This is a genomic window from Brachybacterium epidermidis (assembly GCF_015209585.1).
GTDB classification, from domain to species: Bacteria; Actinomycetota; Actinomycetes; order Actinomycetales; family Dermabacteraceae; genus Brachybacterium; species Brachybacterium epidermidis.
Genome location: NZ_JADEYR010000018.1, coordinates 1 through 18,564 on the forward strand (window position 1 = coordinate 1; position 18,564 = coordinate 18,564).

Genomic DNA, 18,564 nt, shown 5'->3' on the forward strand with positions numbered 1-18,564 from the left:
GACGTGACCATCACCCTGGCCGGCCAGGACATCACGGCCAAGGCCGAGCTCACCGACGATGCCCGCACCATCCTCAAGGCCCTCAAGATGACTTGACACATGGGTCACTAAAGAGGTCCAACTCAGGCCACACGACGAGGTCGCCGGGCTGGGCCTCGGACTTGGAGATCTGGGTGCCGGCGTCGACCTGCTGGCCGGAGGTGCGCGGAAGGTCGATGCCGACCTGCTTGTAGGCGTACTGGGTCAGGCCGGAGCAGTCGAAGCTCACGCCCGGGTTGCTCGAGCCCCAGGAGTAGTCGGCTCCGATCTGGGTCCGTGCGGCGTCGACGATCGCCTGCCCGGTGCTGCTCGAGGAGGATGCGGCCGCAGGAACTGACGCACCGCCCCCGCCGATGCCGGGGACGGAACCGTTGAGAGAGCCGCGCGTCTCGGAGCCCACCACGCCGTCGACCTGCAGCCCGTTGGTCTGCTGGTAGTCCTTCACCGCACTGTGGGTCAGTGGGCCGAACTTCCCGTCGACGGCGAGTGAGGCGCCCTCATTGTTCAGTGCGGACTGGAGCTGCTCGACCGAGGCGCCCTGGGATCCCCAGCGAAGCTTCTCGGAGGAGTGCAGCGCCTGCGCCGGTGCCGGAGCGGCGGGCGCGGCGGCCTGTGTGACTGCGGACGGCGCGGTGGCAGGCGCTGCGGGTGCTGCCTGGGCCGCACCACCAGCGAAGGCGGAACCGAGCAGGACGGTGCCGAGGACGGCGGCGCCTCCGGTGCCGCGCAGGGCGGGGCCGCTGTGGCGAAGGGGGGTGACTGCGCGGCCGGCCGCGCGATGGGAATTGCTCGTGGCCATGAATGTTCTCCGTGAATATCCCCGCGTGTATGCACGGGGCCGTCTGGCAAGTGGTCGCGGCAACGTCGACAGCAGGGCAAGCATCGCGAAGAAACTCTCATACCTCGTCGCCGGTAGAACCAACGTACCGACCGAGACACCCTCGGAATAGCGTCATGAGCGACCCCGACCGACGATTTCGCCTTCCCTTGAACACTCTCGCGACATGGCCCCGGGTTCACACCCTCTCTTTACCAAAACCTGATGTCGAAATGGGGTAGACGTCACGAGTGCAGTCGAGGTGGACGTACCCCATGTCGGTCACCGGCAGCAGATCGGCAGGAGAGAATGCCTTCGTGAGGCTCACACGATGGGCTGGAACGTGGCGATGGAGCCTTGCAGCTGATCCATCCATGAGGCCCACATTCCCGTGAGCAGCAGCAGGCCGATCGCCATGAGTAGCGCCCCGGATAGGACTCCGATGAGGCGGCGATGGCGTGCAAGTGCCCTGCTCACGCCCATCGCCCTGTCAAGCAGCAGGGCGCTGAGGACGAAGGGAACACCCAGTCCGAGCGAGTACGCGAGCGCCAGGGTCGCGCCCCGAGCTGCGGACGCTCCGTCGGCGCCGGCATCGAGGGAGAGGGCGATGATCGCGGCGTAGGTGGGGCCGATACATGGGGTCCAGCTCAGCCCGAAGACGAAGCCCATCAATGGGGCTCCCAGAAGGCCGGCATCAGGACGTTTCCTGGACACCTGGAGATTTCCCGTCAATCGAGGGAACACACCCATGAAAATGAGTCCCATGAACATGACGACGATGCCCGCCACCCGATTGATCCATACTGCGTGCGCCTGAAGGAGATATCCCATCGCGCCGGCGAACCCGCCCAGCGCCATGAATACCACCGCGAAGCCCGCGACGAACAGCAAGCTACCGCCCAGCATTCTCCCAGTTCCCTCACGGAAAAAGGTCATCGGTCGTCCCGCACTCCCGGTATTCCCACGGGCGCCCCGGGGTGGCTTGGTGGTCTTCAGTCCTTGTCCGGCGAGCCCGGAGACGTAACCGAGGTAGCCCGGCACGATGGGCAGCACGCACGGTGAGAGGAACGCGATCAGGCCTGCGATCGCGGCGACGGTGATGGCCAGCAGAAGAGACCCGGACAGGGCGATCGACTGGAAGGTCTCCGCGAGTCCGTTGGTGCTCACGCGGCTCCTTCGGCGAGGACGGCGTCGAGCATCGATCTCAGGATGGAGGGGTCGATCGCTCCAGAGATCCGACCTGCGACTCGGCCGTCATGGTCAAGGACGAGAGTGGTGGGGACTGCGTTGGGTGCGACTTGGCCGCGCAGCTGGTACATGATCTCTGCGTCAGAGTCCGGCAGCGACGGGTAGGTGATGCCGTAGGTCTCCTCGAAGGCCGCGGCGGGCCCTGCCGAGTCACGGACGTTTATCCCGATGAACGAGACGCCCTGGTCGGCGTACTCCTCGTGGATGGCCTGAAGATCCGGGGCCTCCACCCGGCATGGCGGGCAGGAGGCGTACCAGACGTTGACCACCAGCACCGATCCCCAGTGGTCTCTGGAGTCGAATCGTTCGCCGTCGTAGCTGGTCCCGGTGAACTCGACGGGTTCTGTGCGATCGGCGGGAGCGATCTCTGTGGTCACACCGTTGCCGGAGACGTCTCCGGCGTCCTCGGAGTCGTAGCGATCGCCGGTGTCAGTGCTGCCGCAGGCAGTGACCAAGCCGGTGGTGGCGAAGAGGCCGGTGGCGTACAGGATCCGTCGCCGGGAGTGGGTGCGCATGTGCTCGCTCCTTCAAGGTGATTGCGGGGGTCGGGTGGAGGGGCTGGACGTGAGCTCGTTCGTGCCTAGAACAGCGTGGACCAGTAGTCCCAGAACCTCACGGCGATGAGTGCCAGGATCACCAGGTACCAGGCCACGAGCACCGGGACGCGGAATTCGATCACGAGGCGGAGCGCCCGCCGACTGGCCGAGGTGGAGCTGTCTGCGAGCGCGCGGAGATGGTGGATCGTGGTGAACCAGAACAACGGGATCGTCACTGCCCACACGACCATGCAGTAGGGGCACAGTGCCCCGATCTCGTACAGGCTCTGCCCGATCAGCCACTGCACGAAGAGCACCGCGAAGGTCACGCCCGCCTGGATGAGCGCACTCATCCACCGCGCCACGCGCGCACCGGCGAGGAACGCGAATCCGAGGGAGAGAACGGCCGCGAAGCCGGCGATGCCGAGGATCGGATTGGGGATGCCGAAGGCTGAGGCCTGCGGGGTGTCCATCACGGAGCCGCAGGAGAGCACCGGATTGAGACTGCACGAGGGGACGTAGCTGGGGTCCTCGATCAGAGCGATCTTCTCGACCAGCAGCACGACGGCCATGACCAGGCCGATTGCGCCGGTGACGGTGAAGAGCATCCCCAGGCCGCGCGACTTCCTCGTCTCCCGAGGCGGCCGGGCGGCCGGGCTGTTAGCCTTCGAGTGCGGCATCGAGAGGATCCGTGAGGTCCTGGACGCGGGTGGGCTCCAGGCGCTCCCCGTCGACGAAGAAGGTGGGGGTGCTGGTGACACCGAGTGCTTCGGCGTCGGCAGCACTCTGCTCGATACGCGCGAGGGTGGCCGGATCGTCATAGACCTGCTCGAAGCGCTCCATGTCCAGCCCGAGCTCTTCGGCATACCCGAAGAAGGCCTCACGCTGCGATGTCTCCTGGTGACTCCACTCGGTGGCGTTGTCGAACAGCGCCTTGTACATGGCCTCAAACTCGCCCTGCGCACCTGCGGCCTCAGCCGCCTTGGCGGCTTCGACGGAATTGCCGTGCAACGGCAGGTACCGCACCACGAAGGTCACGCGGTCGCCGTACTCGGCGCGGATCTCCTCGACCGCGGGATACAGGGACAGACAGGCCTCACATTCGAAGTCGAGGTACTCCACGAAGACGACGTCGCTGCTGCCCTCGGACAGCCGGGGACTGTCTTCTCGCACGAGCTGGGCCGACGCGGATCCCGTGTCCTCGGCCGGCGCCGATTCCTGCTCATCGGGGTCGAGGAAGATGATGAACCCGGCGAGGACCAGCGCAGCCACTGCGATCAGTCCGAGAGTGAATTTCGTGCTCCTGCTCATGCAACGGGCCTTCCGACAGTTGACGTCTCACGCAGATCCTGCCCGACCGGACTGGACGGCTCCTGCGCGCCTACCCCTGGAGTGCGTGCGGCCCGCATGCCATTGGCGATCACCACGACCTCGGCGACCTCGTGCACGAGCACCACCGCGGCCAGACCCAGCACCCCGAACAGTGCTAGTGGGAACAGCACCACGATGATCGCCAGGGCGAGGACGATGTTCTCAGTCATGATGCGGTGACCCCGGCGAGCATGAGCCAATGCGGCAGGGATCTGCCGCAGATCAGTGCCGGTGAAGGCGACGTCGGCCGACTCGACTGCTGCTGCCGTGCCGGTCGCTCCCATCGCGATGCCCACCGTCGCTGACGCGAGGGCCGGCGCGTCGTTGATGCCGTCTCCGATCATCGCGGTCGGAGCCCGCTCCGAGAGGCGACGGACGTAGGCGGCCTTGTCAGCGGGCAGCTGCTCGGCATGGACTTCCTCGATGCCGGCCTCTGCCGCGATTGCGTGGGCGGTCAGGGCGTTGTCGCCGGTAAGCATGACGGTGCGGATGCCTTGGGCATGCAATGCAGCCACCGTCGCGGCCGCCTCGGGACGCAGCTCGTCGCGGATACCGACAGCGCCGATCACATGGCTGTCCTCCTCGACCATGACGACGCTCATGCCACGCGATGCCATCTCGTGGGTGCGGTTCCTGAATTGGCCAGGGGAGATCCAGCGGGGACTTCCCACGCGGATCACCCGGCCATGGATGCTTCCGGTGATGCCGTATCCGGGGACTTCCTGGACGTCGTCAGCGTCCACCGCGGCATCCGTTGCGGCGAGGACTGCGGCGGCGAGGGGATGGGCGCTGGCGGACTCGAGAGCAGCGGCCGCCGCGAGGACCTCCTCGCGGCTGCGGCCTTCACTTGTGGCGACGTCCACGACGCGGGGTTCGTTACGGGTGAGCGTCCCGGTCTTGTCCAGAGCCACAGTGCGGATCGCCCCCAGCTGTTCGAATGCGGCGCCGGACTTGATGACCACGCCGAGCTTGCTCGCGGAGCCGATCGAAGAGATGACCGTCACCGGCACAGCGATGGCTAACGCGCAGGGCGACGCGGCGACGAGCACCACCAGGGCGCGCTCGGTCCAAGTTGCCGGGTCTCCGGTGAGGACGCCAATGAGTGCGACCAGTGCGGCGACGATCAGCACCACCGGGACGAGGGGACGGGCAATGCGATCAGCGAGGCGGGCACGTTCACCCTTGGCGGCATGGGCCTGCTCGACCAAGCGCACGATCTGGGTCAGTGAATTGTCCCGACCATCAGCAGTAGCGCGTAGCGCTAGCGAGCCCGAGCCGTTGACGGAGCCCGCATGCACCTCGTCTCCGGGGCCGACCTCGACCGGTATGGACTCGCCGGTGATCGCCGAAGTATTCATCCAGGAGCGCCCAGAGAGGATCACACCGTCCGTGGCAACCTTGTCGCCCGCACCGAGCAGGAGCACGTCCTCGGTGCGGACCTCTCCGGCCGCGATGGTCTGCGGCCCGCCCGGACGTGAAACGCGGGCAGTCTCGGGGATGAGGGCAAGCAGCGCCCGCAGGCCTTGCTTCGCGCGATCCATCGACCGGTCCTCCAACGCCTCCGCCAGAGAGAACAAGAACGCCAAGGCCGCGGCTTCACCGAAGTGCCCTAACAGCACCGCACCGAGCGCGGCAATGGTCATCAGCAGGCCGACGCCAAGCCGACCGCGTCCACGGCCCTGCACTAGGCGACGCAGAGTGCCGGGGACGAACGTCCAGGCCCCGGCCAGCAGGGCGAGAACGTGGGCCGCGAGACCGGCTGTATTGAGTCCTGCCCATCCCGTCAAGAGCCCCAGCACCCACAAGACACCAGAGGTGATCGGCAGCAGCAGCGCGCGATCGTGCCACCACGGTGAGAGCTGTTCGAGCTCGAGTGCCTCCGGCGGATCCGTCAGGCCGCTACTTCCGCAACATGCATCCTCCACCACTGGGGCCACGGGCGGTGCGGGCTTCTCGGGGCCGCAGCATTCGTCGCTCATCGCGTGCCCGCCTTGGAACGCACCTCGACGGAGGCATCGCAGCACAGCGGGATGGCGCAGTCCTCATCGGTGCACGGACGGCCATCATCGACCGCCAGCACAGTCTCGACCAGCCCTGAGAGCGCCTTGGTCAGATGCGCGTCGGCGATCTCGTAGCGCGTGCGCCGCCCCTCGGGGGAAGCGACCACGATGCCACAGCCGCTCAGGCAGGAGAGGTGATTGGACACGTTGGTACGGGTCAGCGACAGCTCTTCCGCCAGTACGGCGGTATAGCCGGGATGGTCGAGGATCGACAGCAGGATGCGGGACCGGGTTGGGTCGGCCATGGCACGGCCGAGACGATTCATGACCTCGAGGCGCGAAGCTTTAGTCAGCATGCACTGACCATACAGCTGCGGCTGCCGCCAGCGGTACCGCCTTGACGCGGGCAGTGATGTTCTCAGCCGCCACCCGCAACTCACAGATGGTCCTCCCGCTCGCGCTATCGCTTCCCGATGCCCTGGCGATCGCACCACGCGCAGTGGTTACTCAGACTCTCGTCGAACTCATCGCCATGATCGTCCTCGTCCGCCTCCTACCTGCCACCGTCCCGAGGAAGACGACAATCCCGTAACTGGTCGTTTAGGACACGGGTGCCCGCCGGGATGCCCCTCGGCGGTGCACGCAGACTGCAACGTCGCCACGAGCTGCGTTCACCGCTGTGCGCGGCTCGGCGGAGAGTAATTCTCAACCGAACGATGCCGACCCCCGGTAATCGGGGCATCGTCCATATCTCCTCGGGCTAACCTCGATCTTTCATCGGGCTGGTGAGCGGTCGCGGTCGGCGTCGTTGCCGGTGTTCAGCTGCTGATTCTGGCATTCGGGTATGACAGATCGTCGCAGTGTCCGTTGCGGGCGGTCGGGTTCCACTCCCGAGAAGAGATGCTGCTGGTCGTAGGGACGGGCGGCCTTGCCGGATCAGGTCTGCGCGACGGCAATGCGGAGCCGGTTGACGCCGGTTAGGACGGTGCGGGCTTCGGGAGCGTGCTGGGCGAGGTGGAGGAGGTTGTGCCGGCTGCGGCGCACGAGGGTCGCGGGGATCTCGAACAGCCGTGCGCGGAGCCGTTTGGGCTCCCACTTCCGCGCATCATGGCCGGTCAGCGCGATGGTCTGCATCCAGGCGACGAGCTCGCTAGCGAGCTGGATGATCTGGCACCAGACCTGGTTCTGCGCGAAGCCCTGCAGCGGGAACTTCATCAAGCCCATGTCCTTGGCGTTGCGGATCCGGTCTTCGCATCGTGCGCGGCGGCGGTGTCGCAGCTCGAGCACGGGAAGTTGGCCGCGCGGGGTGTTGGTCGCGAACGCGGTGATGCGCATCCCCTCGTGATCGGTGATCCGCAGCTGCGCCCCAGGATGAGGACGTTCCTTCCGCACGATCACCCGCATCCCGGGCGGCCAACCCTGAAGATCCAGCAGCCCGGTCAGTTCCGCGACCCATGCTCCGTCGCGGATCCCGTCGGTGTCGGTGTCGTAGGCAGGAGTCCACGTCTTCGCCTCATCGATACGTTCCAGCAGGTCGGGAGTGTTCGCGGGGAGGGTGAACCCGACTGAGTAGGCCAGACGCTGCCCGGTCAGCCACTTGACGAAGTCCTTGGTGCCACCGGCTCCGTCGGTGCGGATCAGGACCTTCTTCGACCCCCTTCCGCCGGAGGAGAGCAGACCAGCCGGGAGCTGCGCAAGGGCCTGCCTGGTGATGGTGATGTGATCGGCGGCGGTGTTGGAACCGGCGTTGCCGGGGCGCAGGTGGATCGCCAGCGGTTCCCCGGTTCCTTCGCTGCCGTGGTCCAGGAAAGCGCACAGTGGGTGGTAACCGAAGCCGCGTTTGAACGTCGGTGCAGCCTGCTCCTTCTCGCTGTGGACGTTGATCAGGGTGGCGTCGAGGTCGATGACCAGCGGATTCTGCGCACTGACCCTGCGGACCGGGGAGTGGTCGCCGGCCAGTGCCCAGGCCCGTTCCCGCGCGATGCGGCGGGCCTGGGAGATCGCCTCGACCACGGCGGGTGCGTCCTCGGCCAGCGTGGTCAGGTTCCTGGAGATCGTTGGGGCCGAGGCGACGTCTCCGAACAGTCCCGGTTCGCATCGCAGCAGATCAGTATCCGAAGCGTGCTCGCCGCCGATCGCGAGAGTCATCGCGAGGTCCAGCAGGACCTTCGAGGCGTGATGCTCGGCCAGTGGCTTCGTCCACGGATCCAGAGCTTCACGCAGCGAAGGGGCGAGGCCGGTGGCGTGGATCGTGCCGGTCAGCAGCACCGCGCCCGCATGCGCGGCCGCCGGGACCTCAGCGATGTCCACGCGCGGACGGGGGTAGAAGAACAAGGTAGGGTGGGACACCTGAAAGGTGCTCCTTCCGGCCAGGGATTACGAGACTCAACACCCCGCATCATCCCAGGCCAGGAGCACCTTTCTTTATGCCGTCCGTCGGGCGAGACCACACCCCCGTGAAATCTCGAGGCTAAGATCGGAACGGACTCCGGGCCGCTATAAGTCGCTCTTCGGAGGCTAATTGTTTGTGTCGTGTCGATGAGTGCTGGCTCCGTTGAGTAGCTTGATGTGGTCCCTACCGTGGGCGACTACGCAGTTGCGGTACTAGCGCTTGATCTATCCGGTGAGGTCGCGGGGCCGCGAAGTCCGTCGAGATATACCGACACCATCCACTCGCGCTGCCCGGGGAGGATCTCTTCGATGGCGATGGGGAACGGGCGACTGATCGCCGCGAGCCCGACAAGGAACCGTTCCGGCCTGATGTTTGGATCCACGACACCTGCCCGGCGGGCTCTCTGAACCAGGGCGTCGATGACGCGAGCTCCCTTGTCGCGCAAGGGAGGGATGCGCCGCTGAAGGCTCTCCGACTTCTGGGCGGTGGGAGCGATCTGGTAGACAAGCGCGCCAAACTCAAGTCGGGCGAGCTCGTGCACCGTCGCCCTCCAGGCGGCCTCGGGCGCATCCGCCCACTCCGGATCATGCTTCTCGACCACCTCGGTGACGCGCGCGAAAACCTCACCCAGCACACCGACGATGAGGTCCTCGCGCGTCGGGAAGTGTCGATAGAGGGTCGCAATGCCGACCTCCGCCTCGAGCGCCACCGTGCGCATCGACACCTCGGCCCCACGGTCCGCGATCAGGCGCCATGCGGCATCGAGGATCGCTCGTCGTTTCGCCCGGGCATCTGCCCTCATGTGATCGCCTCCACGCTCTGCACGTACCGCACTGTATTGCGCCCAGCCTAACCGGAGCAGTACGATCCATATCGCAAACGGAGCATACCGCTCCGCCTATAGCTGCGGCCGTGATGCCGCCGGATCCTCAGGAGCAGTCATGTCCGATACGACGCTGAGCAGCGAGACCAGTCCGGAGCGCTCGCCATGGGCGAAGATCGTGGTGGTGGTGCTCGGCCTGTGCATCGCGGTCTCCCTGATGCTGCTCGCCTTCCTCACCCCGTCGATCAACTCCGGTGCCGAGGATCTGCCCCTCGGCGTGAGCGGGCCCGAGCAGGTTACGGGCCAGATCGGAGGACAGCTCGACGAGGCCCAGCCGGGCGCGTTCGAGGTGGAGCAGTACGACTCGGCGGAGGCCGTCACCGAAGCGGTCCAGGACCGCGAGGTCCTCGGCGGGATCAGCGTCGGTGACGATGGTGCGGTCACCATTACCGTCGCCAGCGGCGCGGGCACCCCCTACGCCTCCCTCCTGAAGGGCATCGGTGCGGGGCTCACCCAGGCAGGTATGACCGTCACCTACGACGACGTCGCCCCGCTCCCGCAGGACGATCCCCAGGGCCTTGGCCTCAGCGCGCTCGGACTGCCACTCGCGTTTGGAGGCATGATCTCCGCGGCCCTGCTCTCGACGCAGCTCAAGAGGCGTCCGTGGCACCGCATCATCGGGTCGCTCGCAGCGTCCGTCGCCGTCGGCTTCGTGGTTGTCGCGATCTTGCAGTTCGGCTTCGGATCGGTCGACGGCAACTACGTGACCACCTCGCTCTCCCTGTCCCTCGGCATGGCCGCGATCTCGCTGTTCGTCCTCGGCATGGAGTCGCTACTCGGCTTCGCTGGTCTTGGAATTGGCGCGGTGCTGATGATGTTCATCGCGAACCCGCTCTCGGGTATGGCCACCGGATGGCAGTGGCTGCCCTCCCCCTGGGGATTCATCGGCCAGCTCCTGCCGCCCGGCGCCGCCGGTTCCCTGCTGCGCGCGGACGCCTTCTTCGACGGCCGGGGCGCAGGGCTCCCCATCCTGGTGCTGACGTGCTGGGCCGTCCTCGGCATCGTGCTCGTCGGCCTCTCGACGCTCCGCAAGAAGCCTGTGGCCGAGACCGTCGCAGCGTGATCCTCTGATACGAGAGCTCCCTCATCCCCACCCGGCGTGGGGATGAGGGAGCTTTTCCTTGTTCGTTCAGATGGCGATGCCCATCCGCGTGAGGGCGGTGCGGAAGATGGTGAGCTCCTGGAGCCCCGGCAGCCTCTGCACCCTCCGGTCCAGCCCCTCGAGATCCTCTCTGCGGCCCGAGAACAGGTGACCCATGACGTGGACGATCTCGGTCTCAGGCATGATGCCGGAGCCCACTGGGCGCCAGGCTTTCGCTAGGGCGAGGCGCGTGACCGCGCGTGCTTTCTCGGAGCCCTCGAGCCGTTCCCGCGCCTGGGTGGTGTAGAAGGCCACATGCCGGGTCTCCTGCTGGGCTATGCGCTTCAGCAGCGGGGTCAGAGCAGGGTGATCGTTCATCGCGGCCAGCCTCCGGTACGCGGCCACGGCGGAGAGTTCGTTGGCCGCCCCCCAGGTCATGTGCACCGCCACGAAGTCCGTCCCCGCAAGGCTCGAGAGGACCGACTGCTTCAGTGGGCTGAGCGCCTGCTGCCAGCCGAGTTTGACCCGCTTGGACTTCAGCTCGTCGTAGTCCACAACGATGCCATGGCGTTGGAGCACGGCAGCGAGGGCCTCGCCGTGCCAGAACTCCTCACGATTCCACACCGTCATGAAGTCGCCGGCGTCCTCCTCCCGGTGGGAGGGGGTGACGAGCATGTCCCGGAGATAACACGACGTATGGAACTCGACGTCGCACATGTACCGCAGGGAGCGGAGCGTGTTCTCGTCCAGCGGCTGGGTCTCAAAGGTGTCGAAGTCGAGATCATCCCAGCCCACCGGTTCCGAGGTCTCTGCGAACGCCTCAAGGTCGAATGCCATGGGTCCCTCCTGGGGTGATGCGGCGGTGCGGGAGGCGGAAGTCGCGCCCCGGAAGGAGGCGGGTGATCTCAAATCGGGCGGCATGGAGCGCGGCCCGGTCCTCTGCGGTGCGGAAGATGCTCGGGCGGGAGACGCCTTCGTCGCGGACCCACTGCCCGGCGGGACGCAGCGGATCGCCGCCGGTGGTGAGTACGAGCCGGGCGGTCAGCGCCTCACCGCTGGATCGGGTGATCCGTGCGATCGCCTCCTGACGGAAGAAGTCCACCGACTGCTCACGCCGACGACAGATCTCCTCGAGGACGGCTCGGGCTGCGGGGATAGCGTCCAGCCGGGACGAGAGCGCCCGGAGCGCCGCCAGGAGAGAACCTTCCTGGATCGCCATGCGGGCCATGTGGCCGGCGGTGACCTGCTCGCCTGCCAGTGCCGCCCATCCGGGCCCGGCGAGGGGCAGGACCCGTTCCACGTACAGTCGACGAGCCCGGAATAGCAGAGTTGGGCATGCGTCGTCGCGGGTCCGGGATTCCTGCGGGCCTGGCAGTGCCGCTCGTACCTCCCGCAGGGCGCGGGCCCACCAGAATCGCTCCCACAGCCAGGTCGCCGCGAAGGCGGTGATGCGCGCTTCGTTCGCCGTCCAGGAGCTGTACATCGTACGGGTCTCAGTCAGCGCCGCCGACTCGACGCGGTGCAGATAGCTGAGGTCCCGCCGCAGCGAGACCAACCCGGAGAAGTCACAGCGGGCTTCCTGATCGATCGCCCTCGCATCCACCTCGATACGCCCGCTTACCCCGAGCGTGTAGGCGGAGACGTCGAACTCCGTACGGACAACGGAGGGGACAGTGCCGTCGAAGAAGTCGTGCCGTCCCGGGCGCGGCGCGTCGTCATGGAAACCGACGGGCCGCGGACGCCCGGACGGCCCCGCAGGCATCAGCCCTCACCCTCCGCGACGAAAGTTCCCACCCGTGACGGCCACTGTCGATGCGCGAGCCACGGCAGCAGGATCAGAAGCACAGGATCGACCGTCTGAATCACGATCGCCGCGCTCAGGGCAATCACATCGTTGCTCAGCCCCGCGAGCAGCAGGAGCAGCACCAGCTGCGCGAGGATGCTGGCAGCCAGAATGACGATGAGTACGGGGATCCTCTGCTTCCCTCTGCCGAACTGGGTGGCGAAGACCCACACAGCTAGCGGGATGAACAGGAGCACAGCCGTGAGGGTCCCCGGCGAATAGCCCATCGGGGTGGGCAGTGTCGCAACGTGGCTGAGCGCGTTGGTGAGCAGCAGCCCCGCCCCTGTCAGGCCCACGGCCGGGACCTTCCGCGCAATCAGCGCGGCGGCGACGAGGGCGATCCAGACGAACGGGATGTTGACCGCGACGAAGAAGCTCGGCACCAGCGGACAGCTCACGACGTCAGGGAATCCGAAGGTCTCGCACGCAGTTGCCGGAAACTGGAACGGGCGGCCGAGCAGATCGATCCCGTACTCCTCGAAGTTGTGGAGCATGTAAGCGATCACCGAGGCCCAGGCGAGCCAGACCGGATCCCGCCACCGGGAGATACCGGTCTCGTGCCGCAGCACATCGGTGAAGAGTGCGAGAACCAGGAGCACGATGGCCCCGCCGAGCCCCACGGAGCTCCAATACTGCGCAAACCACTCCCACATCAAGTTTCCTCCTGAGGGCAGGTCAGCGGATGACGGCGATGTTGAACTCGGGGGTGCCCAGAGCACCCATGAGCGCGAGGAAGAGCAACGCATAGTGCTCGGTGGCGATCGAGGTGGCGATACCACCGAGATCGAGCATGCTCGCCTCGGCCCAGCCGAGATCCCCCAGCAGCCCGCGCACCGCCCGCTTGGCCTCCTCGTCGTCTCCGGAGAGGAAGACGCTCGATCCCGGAGCGGTACCCGAAGGGTCCGTCATCACAGCCACGTTCATGGTGTTCAGGCTCTTGACCACCCGGGCCCGGGGGAATCGCTGCTGGACCTGGAGGGCGACGCTGTCGCCCGGGTACTCCAGCGTGAAGTCCTCCGTGAAGGCGTTGGAGACGTCGAGAACGACCTTCCCCTCGAGCGCTCCGCCGCCGAGGTGCTCGAGAGTGGGGAGGACTGCCTGGCCGGGAAGAGCGGTGAGGACGACGTCCGCACCGTTGACCGCCTCCGCGTTGCCGACCGTACCGTCATCCGGACGCGGGCTCCGGGACCCGCGGGCCACGTCGTGTCCCGCGGCCTGGAGTGCAGTGGCCAGGGATGAGCCGACGGAGCCGGTGCCGAGAACTGCGATACGCATGGGATTCCTCCAGAGAGGGCACGCTGCCGCGCCCTGTAGACGTGTGCCCCGAGACGGGGCGTCGTCAGCCTACGACGAATTCCCCCCTTGGGGAACTCCTCGAGGAGGGATATGATCCAGAGCATGACGAGCACACCTCTCGGCACGAGCCGCAGACGCCCCACGGGCCGGCGCGCCGGAGACAGCGGGACCCGCGATGCCATCCTCGACGCCGCCCGCGACCTCTTTGCCGAACATGCCCTCGAGGGCACCTCGATGCGGGCGATCGCCAAGCAGGCCGGGGTCGATCCCGCACTGATCCGGCACTTCTTCACAGACAAGGAGACGCTGTTCGCGACCACGATGACCGATCGCACCGTGATCATCGAACGGATGCGGGCTGCACTCCCGGGGGATCCCGACAGCCTCGGAGAGCGCATGACGAACGAGTACCTGCTGCTCTGGGAGGACGACGAGTTACGCCCGGTGCTCATGGCCCTCGTCAGATCAGCGACCACCTCGCAGAACGCCGCTGACCTCCTCATCGAGCTCTTCACCGCGAGGATGCACGGGGACTCGCTGGAGCCCGGCGTCCCGATCACGCAGCTCCGTGGTGCCGCCTTGGCCGCGTCCCACCTGTTCGGAGTCGCCGTCGCACGCCACATCCTGCACGTCCCCGCCGTCGTCGACATCCCCCATGACGAACTCGTCCAGAGCATCGCCCCGGCCATCCAGAACTACCTCAACCCGACCGCACGCCCACAGTGAACAACACCCCAGGAGAAATCATGACCACCGCACGCACCCACCGCACCCTGTCCCGCGTGATCGGCGCCGCCTTCCTCGGCGCCGCCGCCATCCAGGCCACGAACAAAGAAACATTCTCCAACCTGGTCCCCGACCAGCTCGCGGATCACAAGGAGACCATCCAGGGCGGCATGACCGTCGGTCTCGCCGGCATCGGTCTGAGCTTCTTCGTCCCGCGACTGCGCCAGGTCTCCCGCTGGGCCCCCACCGCCGTCCTCGTCTCAACCCTGCCCACCGCGATCCAGCAGGTCCGCGAACCGGAGCAGCTCGAAGGAGTCGGGCTCCCTCCCCAGCTCGCCCCCGTCCGGGTGATCGCCCAGCTGCTCATGATCGCCGGGATCTGGCGCGCCACCCGCAAGCCCACCCCGACGAACTGACCACAGCCGGCCGAGAAAGAGACCCGACATGACGGCACCTCTCACCATCCCCGAACCCACCCCGCTGGACCAGCTTCTCTCCCTCGACGGCAAGGTCGCCATCGTCACCGGAGGCAGCCGCGGTCTCGGCGAAGCCATCGTGCGACGTCTCGCTGAGGCCGGGGCGACCGTCGTATTCACCGGCCGCACGCTCAGCACCCTCCAGCCCCTCGCAGACGAGATCACTGCCAGCGGTGGCGCCGCGGTTGCTCGGGAGGCCGACGCCGCCGACCTCGACTCCACGCGCCGCGTGGTCGAGCAGGCGGTACAGCGTTACGGTCGGCTCGACATCCTCGTCAACAATGCCGCCGTGTTCCAGAACCGGGTCTTCCTCGACACCACCGAGGAACTCTGGGACCAGGAGCAGGCCGTCGACCTCAAGGGAGCCTTCTTCGCCGCCCAGATCGCCGCAGAAGCCATGATCACAGCTGGCAACGGAGGCCGGATCATCAACATCCTCTCCACGGACGCGTTCCGACCCACCGGGATCTTCGCCGCTTACTCCACGATCAAGGCGGGCCTTGCCATGGCAACGGTAAACATGGCCAAGGAGCTCGCCGAGCACGGCATCCTGGTTAACTCCGTCACGCCCGGGTCGACGATCACTCAGGAACGGATCGACGCCATAGCCAGCGGTGACTTCGCCGGAGATGTGTTGCCAAAGGACGCTGTCCGCACTCGAGAAAAGATGCAGAGCATGATGCCCGCCGACGGGCCCGCCGCCATGCTGCAAAGACTGCCGCTGGGCCGCCCAGGCTTCCCGGTGGAGATCGCCGACTCGGTCCTGTTCTTCTGCTCCGCCATGGCCGGGTACGTCACCGGCCAGAACATCATCATAGACGGCGCCCAGACACTTAGTCGCTGACTCGGCCTCGAAACTTTGGCTGGAAGACGGCACGGAGGCGACAGAGTAATTCGTAGCCAAATGATTCTGGGCCCGACAATTCCAGCTTCATAAATCCGATGCTGCAGCGACATTCGCGAAGTATCCGCCCGGTTATTGCCCAACGATAGATCAAAACGCACGTTGCGAGCGAGATCGCTCTATGCTGCCAGGGCAATTGTCGCCGTGGCTCTGCACCTCTCGCAGCTGCTGTTGCATGTCATTCACGGCGCGAAGTCGCCGCTTGAGAGTGGTGATCTGCTTGGCCAGTTGCGGCAGGAATATGGCTTTGACGTCGATGCAGGTTCTCGTGTCGGCGAGGCAGAGAAGTCTCCGTAGCAGGGCCAGCTCGATCCCGAGCCACCTGGCGGAAGCGACGTCCCCACGATCGAGGTGACCTTCGTCGAAGTCTCGGTAAGTGTTGACATCGCTCCTGAAGTTGACCGAGCGGGCGGTCCAACTGAGCGCCTCAGCTGGTCGGGTTCGTGGCCACGTTGCTGTCACATCACGCCGTGGGACGCGGCAAGAGCGCGGAAGATCGGCTCTGACCAGTGGGCCCGGCGGGGATCGAACCCGCGACCCGCGGATTAGAAGTCCGTCCGGACACGGGTGGCCGACCAGGTTCTACCAGGTCAGCGAGCTCGTACAGCAGATTCGAGGCCGACGGACACCATCGCGTTGCTGTCATCGTTGCTGTCAGGGATTTGGGGGCGCATCAATGGCAATTATGCCCGAACCACACTCACGCCATCCGAAAACTCCGAATTGCAGACAGGCATGACGCCGCAGCATTATCATCACCAACTTCGATCGCTAGACGCCTGAAGGCCTTAAGTCGAGCAATCCAAGCCTTATAATCCTCAACACCATCTCGCGAGGTCAATTTCGACAAGACGGCAGACCAATCTTGCCTATGCCATAACGAGACCCCGCCCAGTGCGCACCCCGCAAGCACTCCAGCAACCAGAAGTGCATTCTCTTCATCACTCATGGCCGCCGCGCCATAATCCGCCTCCCTAAACACACTCAGACTAGCCGTGAAATGACGAACGACTCCGCCGTCCAGAAACTCAACTAGCAACGACTCCGCCTCCACTAGTTCAATTCCACTAATGAACGCCGCGACTTGCAGCCAATCGTGTTCAGAACTTTGGACCTTCAAACTGAGCCAATCTCCGCGCGTCTCAATCGAGGCGCACTCCACGCCCAAGATTCCCACCCCGGCAGTGATCGCTGTTTTCACATCCCTGGGTGAAATGTAGTCCAGCATCCTGAACTCACCCCCAAGTCGGTCGAGCGCGAGATTCAGGCCGCTCCAAACAGAAAGAACAGTTTCAAGGTAAGCCAGATACACATCGGTGAACTGCTCAGAAGAGAATGTTTTCCCCTGAATAGTCACCTCGTCGCCGTTCAGGTCGTCCACTCCCCCATGCCCCCCGGCGTTACGAAAACTCGACTCGAGCCCCTCAGATATCGGGATCTCTGGAAAACGCCTATCGGCAGCCTTGAGAGAATGTCCGCCACTCTTACTTACGAACGAATCATACTCGCCCGGGTCGAGAGCCACGACAGTTGCAACTGCGTGTCGTAATACGCCATCTCGAAGAGTTGCAACACATTGAACCGCACTGTTGACAATGTCCAGCTCCCCCGAGTCTTCAGAGTTCACGACAAGATTTGCTGCACTAAGTGAGCCCGAAAGGTTTGCCTGCGCCCTTGCATGTTGACGCCGCCACGCTTCACCCTTTCCCAGCTCCAAGAAGGCACTGGACTTCCCGAGCACATCCGCAACTCGGTCCCGAATATCGGTGAAGCGATCAAAGTCAAATTGAGTGAGCGCCATAATGCGCATTATTTGATACTCAATGCCTGATCCTCCACTTACCGAACTCGCACCCTCGATACGCCTGAGCTCAAGCTCCAGCTCCTCGATTGTGGCCGGGTTGCCTAGCCTGTCGCGAATAGCCCGGCCGGCACTGTTAGCCACCTGGAGGGGGTCTGAGTCTTTGGAAACCTCGTCCGCCCAGATCAACTCCTCGATTTGCGCAAGATGGCGTTCGCCCAACCGAATCTCTGCGTTGCCTTCAGCTTCGAACCTTTGTGCCTCGTTCATGTCTGGGGCACACATCGCATCAAGGAACTTCTCGTACCCAGCCCGCAACTGCCCGAGTGCGCGACCGATGAGCTTTCCTAGATTTCTATTTGGTCGAGGCTGCGGCGATTGCCACGAAAGCACAAGGCTGTCGAGCTGATAGAAAGCGGCCAGAAGAGCTCCCGGCGCCTCGCCTTCTCGGGACGCTTTAGCTAACGCGCGCTCAACTGTTCGAGTTGTTTCGTCCACTTGTCGTTCGAGCTGGCTCAGATCGACACCGGATGGCGAAGTCGGGGAGCTCCGGGTCGCTCGAAAGTCGTCCACAAGACCGATTCTCCGCGAGAGATCCTGCTGACATTCATCAGGCTCCGGCCCTCTCCCGCAGTTAATGCACGGGCGGGCGAGAAGCCGCTGTTCATCGCAGCGCTCGCAGATTACATAGTCGAATGATAGCTGGAGATTGCGTTTGTGCTGGGCCAATCGACTTTCCTTGGGTCAATAGTTACAGTTTTACCAAGCGAATTTCAGGTGCGGCTTGCGGAGTGAGTGGCACGGTGAGCGCTGAGGCCCGCAGCGAAGCGAGGACCGGAAGCGATCATGTGCCACTCACGGCGGGCGGCGGAGCCGCCCCTTGAAGGAGTAGGGAAAGTTCTCACGAGCCAGTACTCGACGTCGAGACCTCCAGTGGAATTGCGGGCGCTGACCTCGGGCCCTGACGTCCGGAAGGAACTCCCGAGGTCAGCTTCTGACACCACTGCGATGGTGCAGCTATGCGGTTGATGGTAGTGGGGCGGAGCTGACGGGGCTCGTGTGTCGGGAACCTTCACGGCAGCAAGTCCGATATTTACCCCCTGGCGGCGGCCGGCGAGGGGCGCTCCGCCCAGAGAAAGCGCCTTCGCTTC

18 protein-coding genes are annotated in these 18,564 nt (G+C 65.3%); 4 read left to right on the forward strand and 14 right to left on the reverse strand.

Annotated elements, in window-relative coordinates; all coding sequences use genetic code 11:
- Positions 1–82: 82 nt before the first annotated feature.
- From IOE58_RS12595 to IOE58_RS12635, 9 genes are all read right to left on the reverse strand, one after another.
- Positions 83–838, reverse strand: coding sequence for a C40 family peptidase (locus tag IOE58_RS12595; RefSeq protein ID WP_228020080.1), 756 nt, complete (start codon positions 836–838; stop codon positions 83–85).
- 342 nt (positions 839–1,180) lie between these two features.
- Positions 1,181–2,023: a cytochrome c biogenesis CcdA family protein gene (locus IOE58_RS12600; protein WP_193866725.1), complete on the reverse strand. Its 843-nt coding sequence runs from the start codon at positions 2,021–2,023 to the stop codon at positions 1,181–1,183.
- The gene (locus tag IOE58_RS12605; protein ID WP_193866726.1) at positions 2,020–2,619 is read right to left on the reverse strand and encodes a TlpA family protein disulfide reductase; all 600 of its coding nucleotides are present in this window, start codon (positions 2,617–2,619) and stop codon (positions 2,020–2,022) included. Before IOE58_RS12605 ends, IOE58_RS12600 begins: the two co-directional genes overlap by 4 nt.
- A 65-nt stretch (positions 2,620–2,684) precedes the next feature.
- Positions 2,685–3,248, reverse strand: a complete 564-nt coding sequence (locus IOE58_RS12610) for a vitamin K epoxide reductase family protein (RefSeq protein WP_193866727.1) — start codon at positions 3,246–3,248, stop codon at positions 2,685–2,687.
- A gap of 52 nt (positions 3,249–3,300) precedes the next feature.
- Positions 3,301–3,951, reverse strand: coding sequence for a DsbA family protein (locus IOE58_RS12615; protein ID WP_193866728.1), 651 nt, complete (start codon positions 3,949–3,951; stop codon positions 3,301–3,303).
- A complete protein-coding gene (locus IOE58_RS12620) occupies positions 3,948–5,990 on the reverse strand; it encodes a heavy metal translocating P-type ATPase (protein WP_228020083.1) in 2,043 nt (680 codons plus the stop codon). The genes IOE58_RS12615 and IOE58_RS12620 overlap by 4 nt, the downstream gene beginning before the upstream one ends.
- Positions 5,987–6,367 carry a Cd(II)/Pb(II)-sensing metalloregulatory transcriptional regulator CmtR gene (gene cmtR / locus IOE58_RS12625; protein ID WP_193866729.1) on the reverse strand — a complete coding sequence of 127 codons (381 nt, stop codon included), beginning with the start codon at positions 6,365–6,367 and terminating at the stop codon, positions 5,987–5,989. The genes IOE58_RS12620 and cmtR overlap by 4 nt, the downstream gene beginning before the upstream one ends.
- Positions 6,368–6,947: 580 nt before the next feature.
- Positions 6,948–8,360 (reverse strand): IS1380 family transposase, encoded by a 1,413-nt coding sequence (locus tag IOE58_RS12630; protein ID WP_193864963.1) that lies wholly within the window; start codon positions 8,358–8,360, stop codon positions 6,948–6,950.
- Between the two features lie 239 nt (positions 8,361–8,599).
- Positions 8,600–9,205: a TetR/AcrR family transcriptional regulator gene (locus IOE58_RS12635; RefSeq protein WP_193866730.1), complete on the reverse strand. Its 606-nt coding sequence runs from the start codon at positions 9,203–9,205 to the stop codon at positions 8,600–8,602.
- Positions 9,206–9,344: 139 nt separating this feature from the next.
- On the opposite strand from IOE58_RS12635, the gene IOE58_RS12640 reads away from it, so the two are divergent.
- On the forward strand, positions 9,345–10,349 hold the full coding sequence (locus IOE58_RS12640; RefSeq protein WP_193866731.1) for an ABC transporter permease: 1,005 nt from the start codon (positions 9,345–9,347) through the stop codon (positions 10,347–10,349).
- Positions 10,350–10,415: 66 nt separating this feature from the next.
- Here the strand turns inward: IOE58_RS12640 and IOE58_RS12645 are convergent, their stop codons facing one another.
- From IOE58_RS12645 to IOE58_RS12660, 4 genes are read right to left on the reverse strand one after another with little or no spacing between them, the layout of a single operon-like run.
- Positions 10,416–11,204 carry a ferritin-like domain-containing protein gene (locus IOE58_RS12645; RefSeq protein WP_193866732.1) on the reverse strand — a complete coding sequence of 263 codons (789 nt, stop codon included), beginning with the start codon at positions 11,202–11,204 and terminating at the stop codon, positions 10,416–10,418.
- Positions 11,188–12,129 (reverse strand): hypothetical protein, encoded by a 942-nt coding sequence (locus tag IOE58_RS12650; protein ID WP_193866733.1) that lies wholly within the window; start codon positions 12,127–12,129, stop codon positions 11,188–11,190. Before IOE58_RS12650 ends, IOE58_RS12645 begins: the two co-directional genes overlap by 17 nt.
- Positions 12,129–12,830, reverse strand: coding sequence for an HXXEE domain-containing protein (locus IOE58_RS12655; protein WP_348981983.1), 702 nt, complete (start codon positions 12,828–12,830; stop codon positions 12,129–12,131). Before IOE58_RS12655 ends, IOE58_RS12650 begins: the two co-directional genes overlap by 1 nt.
- Positions 12,831–12,885: 55 nt before the next feature.
- A complete protein-coding gene (locus tag IOE58_RS12660; protein ID WP_193866735.1) occupies positions 12,886–13,485 on the reverse strand; it encodes an NADPH-dependent F420 reductase in 600 nt (199 codons plus the stop codon).
- A 123-nt stretch (positions 13,486–13,608) separates the two neighbouring features.
- Here IOE58_RS12660 and IOE58_RS12665 point away from each other — a divergent pair, with 123 nt between their 5' ends.
- From IOE58_RS12665 to IOE58_RS12675, 3 genes are read left to right on the forward strand one after another with little or no spacing between them, the layout of a single operon-like run.
- Positions 13,609–14,232, forward strand: coding sequence for a TetR/AcrR family transcriptional regulator (locus IOE58_RS12665; RefSeq protein ID WP_193866736.1), 624 nt, complete (start codon positions 13,609–13,611; stop codon positions 14,230–14,232).
- A 20-nt stretch (positions 14,233–14,252) separates the two neighbouring features.
- Positions 14,253–14,648: a DoxX-related protein gene (locus IOE58_RS12670; protein WP_193866737.1), complete on the forward strand. Its 396-nt coding sequence runs from the start codon at positions 14,253–14,255 to the stop codon at positions 14,646–14,648.
- Positions 14,649–14,676: 28 nt separating this feature from the next.
- Positions 14,677–15,552 (forward strand): SDR family NAD(P)-dependent oxidoreductase, encoded by an 876-nt coding sequence (locus IOE58_RS12675; protein WP_193866738.1) that lies wholly within the window; start codon positions 14,677–14,679, stop codon positions 15,550–15,552.
- 760 nt (positions 15,553–16,312) lie between these two features.
- Here IOE58_RS12675 and IOE58_RS12680 read toward each other — a convergent pair.
- Positions 16,313–17,986 carry a hypothetical protein gene (locus IOE58_RS12680; protein WP_193866739.1) on the reverse strand — a complete coding sequence of 558 codons (1,674 nt, stop codon included), beginning with the start codon at positions 17,984–17,986 and terminating at the stop codon, positions 16,313–16,315.
- Positions 17,987–18,564: the final 578 nt, after the last annotated feature.